Annotated in this window: 17 protein-coding genes; 11 read left to right on the top strand and 6 right to left on the bottom strand. The window is 69.9% G+C overall.

Going from position 1 to position 12,815, the window contains the following annotated elements; genetic code table 11:
• Positions 1-19 precede the first annotated feature (19 nt).
• The gene (locus tag AC07NG_RS09120) at positions 20-931 is read left to right on the top strand and encodes an Hsp33 family molecular chaperone (protein ID WP_487288348.1); all 912 of its coding nucleotides are present in this window, start codon (positions 20-22) and stop codon (positions 929-931) included.
• Between the two features lie 119 nt (positions 932-1,050).
• On the opposite strand, the gene AC07NG_RS09115 is transcribed toward AC07NG_RS09120, so the two are convergent.
• From AC07NG_RS09115 to metZ, 4 genes are all read right to left on the bottom strand, one after another.
• A complete protein-coding gene (locus AC07NG_RS09115; protein WP_110119967.1) occupies positions 1,051-1,326 on the bottom strand; it encodes a hypothetical protein in 276 nt (91 codons plus the stop codon).
• Positions 1,327-1,426: 100 nt separating this feature from the next.
• Positions 1,427-1,774, bottom strand: a complete 348-nt coding sequence (locus AC07NG_RS09110; protein ID WP_494593464.1) for a hypothetical protein — start codon at positions 1,772-1,774, stop codon at positions 1,427-1,429.
• Positions 1,775-1,848: 74 nt separating this feature from the next.
• Complete coding sequence (gene apaG / locus AC07NG_RS09105) at positions 1,849-2,313, bottom strand: Co2+/Mg2+ efflux facilitator ApaG/CorD (RefSeq protein WP_110133203.1); 465 nt, start codon at positions 2,311-2,313, stop codon at positions 1,849-1,851.
• On the bottom strand, positions 2,294-3,478 hold the full coding sequence (metZ, locus tag AC07NG_RS09100; RefSeq protein WP_492855963.1) for an O-succinylhomoserine sulfhydrylase: 1,185 nt from the start codon (positions 3,476-3,478) through the stop codon (positions 2,294-2,296). The genes apaG and metZ overlap by 20 nt, the downstream gene beginning before the upstream one ends.
• 208 nt (positions 3,479-3,686) lie before the next feature.
• Here metZ and AC07NG_RS09095 point away from each other — a divergent pair, with 208 nt between their 5' ends.
• The 10 genes from AC07NG_RS09095 to AC07NG_RS09050 all read left to right on the top strand — a co-directional run bounded on the left by AC07NG_RS09095 (position 3,687) and on the right by AC07NG_RS09050 (position 11,354).
• A complete protein-coding gene (locus tag AC07NG_RS09095; RefSeq protein ID WP_494593462.1) occupies positions 3,687-4,988 on the top strand; it encodes a nucleotide disphospho-sugar-binding domain-containing protein in 1,302 nt (433 codons plus the stop codon).
• Positions 4,989-5,062: 74 nt separating this feature from the next.
• Complete coding sequence (locus tag AC07NG_RS09090) at positions 5,063-6,091, top strand: 2'-deoxycytidine 5'-triphosphate deaminase (RefSeq protein WP_110119971.1); 1,029 nt, start codon at positions 5,063-5,065, stop codon at positions 6,089-6,091.
• 74 nt (positions 6,092-6,165) lie between these two features.
• On the top strand, positions 6,166-7,050 hold the full coding sequence (locus tag AC07NG_RS09085; protein WP_494593460.1) for a TraB/GumN family protein: 885 nt from the start codon (positions 6,166-6,168) through the stop codon (positions 7,048-7,050).
• Positions 7,051-7,077: 27 nt separating this feature from the next.
• Positions 7,078-7,971 (top strand): kinase, encoded by an 894-nt coding sequence (locus AC07NG_RS09080; RefSeq protein ID WP_494593459.1) that lies wholly within the window; start codon positions 7,078-7,080, stop codon positions 7,969-7,971.
• Between the two features lie 160 nt (positions 7,972-8,131).
• Entirely contained in the window at positions 8,132-8,398 is a 267-nt protein-coding gene (locus AC07NG_RS09075; protein ID WP_487288339.1) for a hypothetical protein, read from the top strand.
• A gap of 121 nt (positions 8,399-8,519) precedes the next feature.
• Positions 8,520-8,930: a hypothetical protein gene (locus AC07NG_RS09070; protein WP_494593457.1), complete on the top strand. Its 411-nt coding sequence runs from the start codon at positions 8,520-8,522 to the stop codon at positions 8,928-8,930.
• Between the two features lie 12 nt (positions 8,931-8,942).
• Positions 8,943-9,536 (top strand): hypothetical protein, encoded by a 594-nt coding sequence (locus AC07NG_RS09065; RefSeq protein ID WP_492855969.1) that lies wholly within the window; start codon positions 8,943-8,945, stop codon positions 9,534-9,536.
• Between the two features lie 7 nt (positions 9,537-9,543).
• Positions 9,544-9,738: a helix-turn-helix transcriptional regulator gene (locus AC07NG_RS09060; RefSeq protein WP_110119977.1), complete on the top strand. Its 195-nt coding sequence runs from the start codon at positions 9,544-9,546 to the stop codon at positions 9,736-9,738.
• A 1-nt stretch (position 9,739) separates the two neighbouring features.
• Positions 9,740-10,411: a hypothetical protein gene (locus tag AC07NG_RS09055; protein WP_494593454.1), complete on the top strand. Its 672-nt coding sequence runs from the start codon at positions 9,740-9,742 to the stop codon at positions 10,409-10,411.
• Between the two features lie 52 nt (positions 10,412-10,463).
• On the top strand, positions 10,464-11,354 hold the full coding sequence (locus tag AC07NG_RS09050; protein WP_494593452.1) for a TraB/GumN family protein: 891 nt from the start codon (positions 10,464-10,466) through the stop codon (positions 11,352-11,354).
• A 7-nt stretch (positions 11,355-11,361) separates the two neighbouring features.
• On the opposite strand, the gene AC07NG_RS09045 is transcribed toward AC07NG_RS09050, so the two are convergent.
• Both AC07NG_RS09045 and AC07NG_RS09040 read right to left on the bottom strand, forming a co-directional pair.
• Entirely contained in the window at positions 11,362-11,868 is a 507-nt protein-coding gene (locus tag AC07NG_RS09045) for a hypothetical protein (protein WP_494593450.1), read from the bottom strand.
• A 69-nt stretch (positions 11,869-11,937) separates the two neighbouring features.
• The gene (locus AC07NG_RS09040) at positions 11,938-12,525 is read right to left on the bottom strand and encodes an HD domain-containing protein (protein ID WP_494593448.1); all 588 of its coding nucleotides are present in this window, start codon (positions 12,523-12,525) and stop codon (positions 11,938-11,940) included.
• Positions 12,526-12,815: the final 290 nt, after the last annotated feature.

Raw genomic sequence — 12,815 nt, 5'->3', positions numbered from 1 at the left:
GCGCCTATCTAACCGCCCCATGAGCGACGCCGCCCCCCAGATCACCGTTCCCGACGACCTCGTTTCCGCCTTCCAGATCGAAGGCCTGCCCGTGCGCGGCCGCGTCGTGCGGCTGGGCGAGGCGGTCAACGAAGTGCTGACCCGTCACGCCTATCCCGAGCCGGTGGCCAACCTGCTGGGCGAGGCCTGCGCGCTGGCCGCCCTGGTCGGCTCCAGCCTGAAGTTCGAGGGCCGGCTGATCGTCCAGGCCCAGGGCGACGGCCCCGTGCGCTACGTGGTCGTCGACTACGACACCACCGGCGGCCTGCGCGGCTATTGTCGGTTCGACGAGGCCGAGGTGGCGGCCGTCTCGGAAGGCTTCGTGCGTCCGGGCGCCAAGACCCTGCTGGGCGGCGGCGTGTTCATCATGACCCTCGACCAGGGCCCCGACATGGAGCGCTACCAGGGCGTCACCGCCATCGAGGGTGAGAGCCTGGCCCTGTGCGCCGAGCAGTATTTCATGCAGTCCGAGCAGATCCCGACCCGCGTGCGCCTGGCCGTCGGCCAGGTGGACACCGGCGAAGGCCCGACCTGGCGCGCCGGCGGCGTGCTGATCCAGACCATCGCCGGCGACGAGACGCGCGGCGAGACCAAGGAGGCCTGGAACCACGCCCAGGCGCTGTTCGAGACCACGGGCGAGGACGAGCTGGTCGACCCGACCGTGCCGACCACCACCCTGCTGTGGCGGCTGTTCAACGAGGACGGCGTGCGCCTGATCGAGGAAAAGCCGCTGCGCGCCTTCTGCCGCTGCTCGGAAGAGCGGATCGGCGTGGTGCTGCAGTCCTTCTCGCCCGAGGAGAAGGCCGAGATGATCGAGCCGGACGGCAAGATCCACGTGACCTGCGAATACTGCTCGCGGGTCTATGCCCTGGAGCCGAACGGCGAGGCGTAAGCCCCCTCCGGCCCTCCGGGCCACCTCCCCCAGAGGGGGAGGATCTAGGAGCGCCGCACCAAGAAGATGCTCCCCCTTTGGGGGAGCTGTCGCGGAGCGACTGAGGGGGCCTTCGCCCCCTAAGCCCGCCCGATCACGTATTCATGCGTCAGGTCGAGATCCAGCCGCACCGAGCCGGCCGGCGGTTCGCATGCGTCCAGATGCGGCGGCTCGCCCAGCACCAGATAGGCCTGGGCGTTGGGCTCTAGGTTGTTGAAGCTGATCTTCGACGAGCCGCCCGGCGGGATCGTGCGCGCCAGGCTGACCGGTCTGGTCGCGGCCTTGGAAAACACCACGACCGTCGAGTTCTGGGTGTCGTCGCTTCGGTTGATGAGGGTCAGCTCGTAGTCGGCCACGCCGCAACCTCCCTGTGTTTCGCGGTCTGACGCCGCAAAAGGAAGTAAACGCGTAACGCCGTTACTTGGCAACGGCGCAGGTTGCGGCGTGGCCGGCCGGTTATTCGTAGCTGACCAGGAAGGCCCGGTTGGGCTGCTGGATCACCGTGGCGGTGGTCTCGCTCTTGCCGGTGAAATCGACCTCGATCGGGGCGCTGGCCACCGAGCTGTGGTCGATCTCCTCGCCGGCCTCATAGGCGATGTCGTTGACGTAGAAGTGCGGCGCCGGCTCGCCGTCTTCGGGCGTGTAGTTGACGACGTCGAAGCCGCCGTTGGTCACGTGCTGGAGGGTGGCCCAGGCGTTGGTGTAGACGCCCGGCCCGGTCGCAGCGGGCTGCTGGGCGAAGATCGTGTAGCTCTGCGGCGCTACGGAATGGTTCTCGACGCGGATCGTGTAGGTGGTCGCCATGGTCTTCCCCCTGTGGCTGAGACAGGGGGATTCAATATCTCAAAGTTGCAGGCTGGGAAGGGGCGCGCGCGAGTTTAGTTCGCCCGGCGCGCGGCGCCCGGCAGATGCAGCGAGAACTCGGGGATCTCGGCGGTGAACGGCTCGCCGGCCTCGGTGACCATCTGGTATCGGCCGACCATCGTGCCCGACGGCGTCGGCAGCGGGCAGTTGGACACGTAGCGGAAGGCCTCGCGCGGCCGCAGTTCCGGCTGCTCGCCGACCACGCCCGAACCCTCGACCTCGTTGCTGCGGTTCATGGCGTCGGTGACCTTCCACCAGCGCGCCACCAGATGCACGGTCTCGACGCCGTGGTTCTCGATCTCGACGGTGTAGGCCCACAGATAGAGGCCCTGCTCGGGCGAGGATTCCTCGGGCAGGTAGCAGGGCGCGACCCGCACGACGATGTCGCGCGTGCGGGCCTCGTAGATGCCGGTGTCGGCGCCGCGGCGTCGACGGATCCGCTTCAGGGGCGGGCTGGATTCACGCCTGGTCGAGCGCACGGATCACGTCCCGGGTCAGGTCGTCGAGGCTTTCCAGGCCCACCGACAGGCGCACGCCGCCCTCGGTCACGCCCAGCAGCGGGCGCATCTCCTCGGGCACCGAGCGGTGCGTCGTGGTCGGCGGGTGGGTGGCCATCGACTTGGCGTCGCCCAGATTGTTGGAGATATCGACGATCTCCAGCGCGTTCAGGAACTTGAAGGCCGCCTCGCGCGAACCGAGGTCCAGCGCGATCACCGTGCCGCCGCCGCTCATCTGGCTCTTGGCGACGTTGTGGCCGGGGTGGTCGGGACGGAAGGGATAGAGCACCTGCGTCACCTTCTTGTGCTCGGCCATGGTGTTGGCCAGGGCGAAGGCGCTGTCGGTCTGGCGGCGCACGCGCAGGTCCAGGGTCTCCAGACCCTTGAGCATCACCCAGGCGTTGAACGGCGACAGCGACGGGCCGGTGTGGCGCATGCTGTCGCGGTAGAATTCCTCGTTGATCGCCTCGGTGGTCAGGATCGCCCCGCCCAGCACCCGGCCCTGGCCGTCGATGTGCTTGGTGGCCGAATAGACGACGACGTCGGCGCCCAACTCCAGCGGCTGCTGGAAGATCGGGGTGGCGAAGACGTTGTCGACGATGACCTTGGCGCCGACGGCGTGGGCCAGTTCCGACACCGCCCGGATGTCGGTGATCGCCAGCACCGGGTTCGAGGGGGTCTCGATCAGCACCGCCTTGGTGTTGGGGCGGATGGCCGCTTCCCAGGCCTTGATGTCGGTGGCGTCGACGAAGGTGGTCTCGACGCCAAAGCGCGGCAGCCACTCGGCGATCAGCCAGCGGCACGAGCCGAACAGGGCGTTGCCGGCCACCACGTGGTCGCCGGCTCGCACCAGGCCCATCAGCGAGGAGTGGACGGCGGCCATGCCGGTGGCGGTGGCGCGGCAGACCTCGGCGCCTTCCAGCAGGGCCAGGCGGTCCTCGAACATCTTCACGGTCGGATTGTTGAACCGCGAATAGACGAAGCCCGGGTCCTCGCCCGAGAAGCGGCGATCGGCGCCCTCGGCGCTGTCGTAGGTGAAGCCCTGCGTCAGATAGAGCGCCTCGGCAGTCTCCATGAACGGCGAGCGCGCCAGACCCCCGCGGATCAGCTTGGTGGCGACGTCCCAGTTCTTCGGATCTTCGGACACGCGATACTCCCGATGACGAAAAGGCCCGCGCCTGCCGCTTCGGCGGACGCAATCGCGGTGGGTATAGGCGATCTTTCACCGCTTCGTCACGGTCCGAGCGCGCCAGGCGAGCGAGAGGGTGGTGTCGGTCGCCTGACGGGCGTCGCAAGCCTTGCCTTGGCGCGCCGTTGCGGTTCCCATCCAGGCGGGCGGTAAAAAGGGGGCAGGGATGGCGGCCGGACGAAGGATCGTGCTGGCGACCACGGGTTCGCTCGGCGACCTGCACCCCTTCCTGGCCCTCGCCCTGGCCCTGCGGCGCCTGGGCCACGTCCCCGTGCTGGCGACCCACGAGGACCACCGGGCCAAGGTCGAGGCCGAGGGGCTGGAGTTTCGCCCGCTGCGGCCCAGCACCGAGGAGATCCAGGCGCGGCTGGGCCTCGATATCGCCGACGTGTTCGAGCGGATGGCGCGCGATCCCGACTTCCTGCTGCGCGACCTGCAGATGCCGTTCCTGTCGCAGACCTATGAGGACGTTCGCGCCGCCGCCCAGAGCGCGGACATGGTCGTGACGCACAACATCGTCTTCGGCGCGCCGCTGGCGGCCCGGGCGCTGGGCCTGCCGCTGGTCCGTGTCGCCCTGGCGCCGATCTTCCTGCAGTCGGCGATCGATCCGTCCGAGACCGGGCCGGCGCCCTACGTGTTCTCGCCGCGTTCGGCCGCGGCGGTCGGCTGGAACCGGTTGGTCCGGGCGCTCGTGCGTGGTCGGATCGCTTCGTCCCTGAAGCCTCTGCGCCGCCTGGGCCGGACGCTCGGCGTCGCCCATGCTGGCGCCGACGCCCTGTTCGACTGCGGCCATGGCGACGGCGCGCCGATGCTGGGCCTCTATTCGCCGCGCTTCGGGCCGGTCCAGCCCGACCATCCCGCCGGCCTGACCCTCGTGGGCTTCCCCGCCTACGACAGCGAGGCGGGCGGGACGCAGGCCCTGGATCCGGCGCTGGCGGCCTTCCTCGACGCCGGTCCGGCCCCGATCGTGTTCTCGCTGGGCAGCTTCGCGGTCCACGCGCCGGGCGACTTCTATCGCGCCAGCCTCCAAGCGGCGCGCGGCCTGGGACGACGGGCGCTGCTGCTGGCCGGGGCGGAGGAGGCGCAGCGCCTCAAGGGCGAGCGGGGAGGGAACGTGTTCGTGGCCGCCTACGCCCCCCATTCCCAGGTCTTCCCGCGCGCCGCGGCCATCGTCCATCACGGCGGGATCGGCACCACAGCTCAGGCTCTCCGGTCGGGAAGGCCGCAGCTGGTGACGCCGTTCCTGGGCGACCAGCACGACAACGCCAGGCGGGTGAAGCGCCTGGGCGTGGGGCGCAGGCTCCGGCCCGACCGCTACGAGGGCGGCGGCGCGACCGAAGCTCTGCGGATCTTGCTGGAAGACCCCGCCTATGCGGCCGCCGCCGAGGCCCTGGCGCCGGCGTTTCGAGTCGAGGACGGCGCCGAGGCGGGCGCTCTCTATCTGGACGGGCTGCTCGAGCGGGCCTGACGGCGCCCAGATTCTCGCAGCGGCTCCCATAGCGCCCTTGCCTCGCGGCGCCGCTTTGGGGGAGTGTGCCGCCGATGACCGACGCCCATTTCGCGGGGATTCTGCCCTGCCAGACCATCGAGGACCTGATCGCCCAGGAGGCGATCACCTCGCAGACGCCGTTCGACCGTGACCAGGTTCAGCCGGCCAGCCTCGACCTGCGCCTGGGCGTGCGCTGCTGGCGGGTGCGGGCCTCCTTCCTGCCGGGCGTCGCGCGCCGCGTGCCCGAGCGCCTCAAGGACGTGGCCATGCACGAACTGGACCTGTCGAAGGGCGCGGTGCTGGAGAAGGGCTGCGTCTACATCGCCGAGATCCAGGAGCGCCTGGCTTTGCCGGCCAATGTCGCTGCGCGCGGCAACCCCAAGAGCTCGACCGGCCGGGTCGACGTCTTCGTGCGCCTGCTCAGCGACCGCTCCAAGGCCTTCGACGACATCGAGGCCGGCTACGAGGGCCCGCTCTATATCGAGATCGCGCCCCAGACCTTCTCGGTGCTGGTCCGCGCCGGCACGCGCCTGAACCAGCTGCGCCTCAAGCGCGGCGAGCCGGCCAAGCTGGCGATCCGCAGCGTCGGCGTCGACCTGACGCCGGGCGAGACCGGCATCGTCGGCTTCCGCGGCCGCCGCCACGCCGGCGTCGTCGACCTCGACCACGAGGACGGCCACGACCCGCGCGATTTCTGGGAGCCGCTGGAGACCCGCCATGGCGAGCTGCTGCTCGATCCGGGCGAGTTCTACATTCTCGCGTCCAAGGACGACGTCGAGATCCCGGTCATGGAAGCTGCCGAGATGACCCCGATCGATCCGTCGGTCGGCGAGTTCCGCGTCCATTACGCCGGCTTCTTCGATCCGGGTTTTGGCACCGAGGAGGCCGGGGCCGTCGGCTCCAAGGGCGTGCTCGAGGTGCGCAGCCACGAGACCCCGTTCCTGCTGGAGGACGGCCAGACCGTCGCCCGCCTGGTCTACGAACCCCTGACCGCCCGTCCGGCCCGCCTCTATGGCGAGGGCGGATCGCACTATCAGCGGCAGGGGCTGAAGCTTTCGAAGCACTTCAAGCCGTGGCGTTAGGCCGCGGCGCTCGCCGCTCGCGCGGTTAACCCCCTTCGCTCTAGGCTGAGACCGTATTCCTGTCGGGGGAAGCGATGGTTTCAGCGTGGGTGAAGGGCGTGCGACGCCTGCTGGCGGTCATGACGGCCGTGGCGGGGCTGTCTGGCGTCGCCCATGCCGCCCCCGCCATGTGGGAAGTCAGCGACGGCGACTCCCGCATCTATCTGTTCGGTTCGATGCACGTGCTGTCGCCTAAGCTCCAGTGGCGCACCCCGGCCTTCGACCGCGCCTACGCCCAGGCCGGCAAGCTGTGGTTCGAGACCCGGGTCGACGCCGACCCCGCCGCCGTGAAGGCCCTGGTCGATCGCTACGGCGTCGATGTCGATCGCTCCCTCACTGAAAAACTGCCGCCGCGCACCGTCGCCAGCCTGCGCGCGGCGCTGGACCAGCGCGGCGCCAGCCTCGACCGTGTCGATCACCTGCGGCCCTGGGCGGCGGCGATGATGCTGTCGGTGCTGCCGATGACGCAGGCCGGCGGCTCGGTGGCCAGCGGCGCCGACGCGGCCGTCACCCGCCAGGCCGTCCGCGCCGAAAAGCCGGTCCTGGCCTTCGAAAGTTTCGAGCAGCAGCTGCGCCTGTTCGCCGACCTGCCCGAAGCGGTCGAGGTGCAGTATCTCGACGACGTCGCCGCCGAGCAGAACGCGCCGCCGCGCCGGGGCGTGGATCTGCAGAAGGCCTGGCTGAAGGGCGACGTCGATCGCCTGGGCGCGATCCTGGTCGCCGGCATGCGCCGCGACCGGCCCGAGCTGTACGAAGCCCTGCTCAAGCGCCGTAACCTGGCCTGGGCCGAGGTTCTCGATCGCGAGATGGCCGGCTCGGGCGTCGAGCTGGTCACGGTCGGGGCCCTGCACATGGCCGGCCCCGACGGCCTGCCGGCCCTGATGAAGGCGCGCGGCTATCGCGTGCGGCGGGTGCAGTAAGCCCGCGAAGCGGTGCATGGTCGGGGCATGAGCGCGCCCGACCCGTCCTGGCTTTCCGATTTCATGCGCGACGAGCGGCTCGGTCCGGACTTCGTCGAAGCCTTCCACGCGCTTCACCGGCCTTTGGCCGCGCGCCTGGCCGCCGCCGCGCGCGCCCATGGCCGACCGGGCTTCGTCGCCGGCCTGTCGGGGCCGCAAGGGGCGGGCAAGTCCACCCTGGTGGCGGTGGTCGCCCGGCTGCTGGAGGACGAGGGGCTGAAGGTCGCGGTCCTGTCGCTGGACGACCTCTACCTGACCCGCGCCGAGCGCCTGAAGCTGGCCGCCAAGGTCCATCCGCTGCTGGCGACGCGCGGACCGCCGGGCACGCACGATGTGGCGCTGGGCCTCGCCACGCTCGACAGCCTGGCCCGACCGGGTGAGACGCTGTTGCCGCGCTTCGACAAGGCCGCCGACGACCGCGCGCCGGGCGCGGTCTGGCCGACGTTCGACGGTCCCGCCGACGTCGTCCTGCTGGAAGGCTGGTGCCTGGGTGCGCGGTCGCAAGGTCCGGCGGCCCTGGCCGAGCTGGTCAACGCCCTGGAACGCGACGAAGATCCTGACGGCGCCTGGCGCGGCTTCATCGACGCCGCCCTGGCCGGTCCCTATCGCGACCTCTTCGACCGGCTCGACTGGCTGGCCGTGCTGACCGCGCCCGACTTCGCCACCGTCCGGGCCTGGCGGCGCGAGCAGGAGGCGAAGCTGCAGGCGCGTTTGTCCGCCGAGGGAAGGCGAGGGGGCCTCGATCCGGCGGCCCTGGAGCGCTTCCTCGACCACTACGAGCGGCTGACGGCCTGGTGCGCCGCTGACCTGCCAGGGAGGGCCGACATGCACGTTCGGCTGGATGCGAACCGACGGCCGCTTACCCCGCCGCGAGTCGCCTAAAAGGCAAGTCGGGCGACCTGCTCAAGCTGTCGCGCGACACGGCGTCGCACTACATGTGGTGTCGGTCACGTTGGCGGTCATCAAGTGCTAGTGTCCGGTTGTTGCGATTACACGCAGATTCGGTTTCGGGTCCGCACGCGTCGACAGGAGCCATCGCGTCATGAACCGCCTCTTTTCCGGCCCGTTCTCGACCCACAGCCAGCGCGTTTCCGCCTGGGAGCGGGCCGAGCGCATCCCCGGTTGCGACAAGGCCGTCTGGCGTTGCGACGCCGAGGGCCGGGTGATCCGCTGGGACGACTACGGCGACCGCTTCTCGCAGTACGGCTGGCTGCTGCACGCCGACCCCAGGGCCCACTGGCTGGCCAAGGCCCTGGGCGTCACCCCGCCGATGCCGCTCCACTGGCGCGGGGAGCGTAACGCGGCTTAAACGCGATTTTTGTACAGGGTCCTTGACACGACTCTGGATTGCGATGTCAATGTACCTTGTCATTTTGACGGGGGTGCTTGGCATGTTGGGGCTCAGCAGAGCGAATAAACGCCTGATCGGCGTGGTCTTCGGAACGTTCGCGGTCGCCATTTTCGGCGGGATCATCGGCGGCGTGCTGATGGTGCTGGGCCGCAAGTCGCCTCTGGCCGCCAGCCTGTCGGAACTGGCCGTCGCCGGGGTCATGGCCGTGGTGATTGTCGTGACCCTGTGGCTCAGCGCCCGCTGGTGGCGCGCGGCCGACGAGATGGTGCGCGAGGCGCACAAATGGGCCTGGTACTGGGGCGGAAGCAGCGGCATCGGCGCCGGCGCGGTCCTGTTCGCCAACGTCGCCCTGTTTCCCGCCTCGTTCAACGCCTCGCTGGCCGACGCCGCGCCGTCCACGATCTTCATCGGCGGCGTGGGGCTGTGCTTCATGCTGCAGATCGCGGGCTACGTGCTGGCCTGGGCCGGCTGGTGGCTGGTGCGGCGCTGAGGGGGCGGGACGATGAACGCCTTCAAGAAAAAGAACCGTCCCGCCGAAGCCAAGCCCGCCGCCCTGGCCATCATCGCCGTCAGCGGGATCGGCGGCTCCATGGCCCTGCTCCTGAACGGCGACGGCGAATGGCCCAGCTATATCGGCGCGGTGGGCATGGTGCTCGCGGCCGTCGCCTTCAGCACGACGGCGGGCCGGCTCTACGGCGGCGACCCGGTGCGCCCGGCGTTGCGCGGCTTCCTCATCGGCTTCCTGGTGTCCATCACCGCCTACGCCCTGCTGTTGTTCGGCGCGATCCGGCTGCACGCGGCCGGACTGGCCGAAGGCGCGCTGGGCTACGCCGCCGCCCTGGCCCCGGCGCTGGCCCTGGTCGGCGCCTTCGTCAGCCTCGGGATCTACCTCCATCGCGAGACCGACGAACTGTTGCGGCGGGTGGCGGTCGAGAGCCTGCTGTGGGCCCTGGGCGGCGTGCTGACCCTGGCCACGGCCTGGGGGATCCTGGAGGGCTTCGGCCTGGCGCCGCATCTCCAGCTGTGGGTGGTCGCGCCGGTGTTCGCCGTGCTGTTCGGCCTCTCCCACGGCCTGGTCTCCTGGCGCTACCGCTGACGCCGACATGAAGAACCGCCTCAAGGTGCTGCGCGCCGAACGCGACTGGAGCCAGGCCGACCTGGCCCAGCGGCTCGACGTCTCGCGCCAGACCATCAACGCCCTGGAGACGGGCAAGTACGATCCCAGCCTGCCGCTGGCCTTCAGGATCGCCCGTCTCTTCGGCCAACCCATCGAAGCCATCTTCCAGGACGAGGCCTGACATGAGCGCCGAGCCGCAAGTTTCGAAAGTTTCGCCCCGCGCCCGCCGGGCGCTGATCCTGATGATCGCCGGCCTGCCTGTCGGCTTCTTCGGCGGGCGCTGGCTGCTGGGCCTCAGGCGCGACGGACATTGGGGCGGGTTCGACCCGTCGGGCGGCGACATGCTCGCCCTGATCCTGGCGGCGTTCCTGGTCTTCGCGGGACTGGTCACCGCCGGCCTCGCCGGCAGCCGCAAGGCGCTGGGCCGGCGGATCAACGGCGACGACGCCCGCGCCGCCACTCCCGCCCAGGCCCGGTTCTATGCCGGCCAGGGGCTGGTGCTGATCCTGGCCGGCGCGATGCTGGCCGCGCCGCCGCTGGCCGTGACCCTGTTCGACCCGCTGTCGCCGCTGCTGGCCTCGGCGGTGATGACCGGCCTGATCGCCCTGTTCCTGCTGCAGGCCGTCGGCAACATCAGCCAGTGGATGCGCAGCGACGAACTGCTGCGCCGGACCATGGCCGAGACGGCCGCCGTCTCGTTCATCCTGCTGCAGGGCCTGCTGTTCCTGTGGGCGGCGGGCGAGAAGCTGGCCCTGCTGCCGGCCCTGACCCTGTGGGACGCCTTCAACGTCACCATGATCGGCTACCTGGCGATCTCCATGCTCGTCGCCTGGCGGCGAGGCTTCGTCGACTAGCCGCCGACCCGATCCTTTTTCCTTTCCGACCGACCTTCACTAGGGGAGCTGCATGTTTCATTCGTCCATCAAGACCCTGCGCCGCGCCGTCGTCGGCCTCGTCTCGGTCCTCGCCCTGGGGGCGGCGACTCCGTCCCTGGCCGATCCCGCCCTGTGGGTGATCAAGGACAAGGACTCGACGATCTACCTCTTCGGCACGGTCCACGTGCTGCGGCCGGAGACCCAGTGGCGCACGCCGAAGCTGGACGGGGCCCTCAAGGCCTCGAGCGAACTGGTCACCGAGGTGGCCGGCGCCGACGACCCCGCCGTGATGCAGCCGCTGGTGATCCAGTACGGCATTGACCGCGCCACCCCGCTGTCGAAGAAGCTGTCGCCCGCCGACTGGGACAAGGCCAAGGGCTATGCGGCCGAGATGGGCCTGCCGCCCGCCGCGTTCGACAGCCTGCGCCCCTGGATGGCCTCGGTCACCCTGGCGCTCGGCCCGATGCTGAAGGCCGGCTTCGACCCGAAGAAGGGCGTGGAGCAGGTGCTGACCGCGCAGGCCAAGGCCGCCGGCCAGTCCCTGGGCAGCCTGGAGACCCCCGAGCAGCAGATCCGCTTCTTCGCCGACCTTTCGCCCAAGGACGAGATCGACCTGCTGGAATCCACCCTCGCCGAGGTCGACGAAGGCCCGGCCAAGCTCGACGCCCTGGTCACCGCCTGGGCCGCCGGCGACCAGAAGGCGCTGGAAGCCGAGTTCGTCACCGAGATGCGCGGCAAGTATCCGCCGCTCTACAAGAGCCTGATCGTCGCCCGCAACACCGCCTGGGCCGGCCAGCTCAAGACCAAGCTGGACGGCAAGGGCGTCAGCTTCGTCGCCGTCGGCGCCGGCCACCTGGTTGGTCCCGACAGCGTCCAGGCCGAACTGGCCAAGCTGGGGATCAAGGCCGAGCGGGTTCAATAGGGCGCGCTCAGGCCTCGGCCGCCGGCGCCCCGCGCAACGGGACGGCCCGCTTCACGCCATGCTCGTCCAGCATGCGGGCGAACGGGTCCCCCTCGGGGATCGGCGCGCCGAGCGCCCTGGCGACGACGGTTCCTGCCTGGAACAGCAGGCCGGTCGGCACGGCTCTGACCGCATAGCCGGCCAGGGCTTCGTGGTGCTCGAAGGCATTGATCTTCAGGACCCGCAGGTTGGGCTCGTAGAGCTTGGCGTAGCGGTCGGCGTTGATACGGGTCACGCCGAAGCCGACCCCGAAACAGACCAGCAGCAGCGGTATCTTGCCCGGCGGCGGATCGCTCGCCAGGCTGTGCGCGAGGAACGCGTCGCCGCCGACCTCGTAGGCCTTGCCCTCGAACAGCCTGCGGTCGCACCGTCCGCACTGCGCGGCGATGGCGGCGGCGTCGGCATGGAAGTTGTTGTGCGTTCCGCAGTGCGGACACGCGGTTCCATGGATCGCGGTCCCCTGGATGTCGACCATGTTCGCCCCCCGCCAGATCGTCCGGCGCAGTCTAGGGGCGGTCGCGTCCGGAGCAACCTGGGCGGGTGCTCATTCCGGGCGCAGATAGATCGAGCGCTTGGGCGTGCTCATCACCCGCCGCAGCATCGGCTCGAACGCCTCCAGCGGCATCGTCTCATAGGCCGGGTCGAAGGCCGGCTGGTCGTACTGGTGGCAGAACTTCGCCGTCCGCTCGAAGTGCGGATGGCCCCTGAACGCCTCGCGCATGTCGCGGTCCAGGCCCAGGTGATGGAAGAAGTAGTAGCCCTGGAAGATCGCGTGGTTGGCCACCATCCAGTGGTTGGCCTCCGACACGAAGGGCTGGACGATCGCCGCGGCGATGTCGGCGTGATTGCGCGGCCCCAGGATGTCGCCGATGTCGTGGAGCAGGGCGCAGACGACGTACTCCTCGTCCTCGCCGGCCAGGTGGGCGCGGGTGGCGGTCTGCAGGCTGTGCTCCAGCCGATCCACCGCGAAGCCGCCGCAGTCGCCCTGTAGGAGCTTGAGGTGCCCGAGCAGCCGGTCGGGCAACTCGCGCCCATAGTCGCCCGCCGCCCGGGCGATGATCCCCCAGTCCTCGGCCGTGCCCTCGGTCATGGCGTGAAACCGCGCCCGCGGATGCTCCTCGCCGTCGGCCATGGCGTCCTCCTCCCGAACGTCTGTTTGACACGGAGGCTGCGCCCGTGCGGGGCGGCCGTCAACTTCGGGGCGGGGAGGGGGCAGTGGCTGAGCGATGGGGCGTGGGGGTGTCTCGTTCAATGTTAGATGCGCTTGGCCCTTTACATGACCCAGGTCGCGGCGAAATGATCCTTCAAAATCTGGACGTTCGGCAGGATAGGTGAGGCGCAGATTGTCGGACTGTCGAACGGCCCCGAAGTGGCCCGCGGCAAAGGCCTCGCGGAAGAACACAGCCCTGGGCTGAATCAGAG

Source organism: Caulobacter sp. GW821-FHT10C03 (assembly GCF_059415485.1).
The sequence above is the reverse complement of the archived record's forward strand: the minus strand, read 5'-3'. Positions and strand labels throughout refer to the sequence as shown.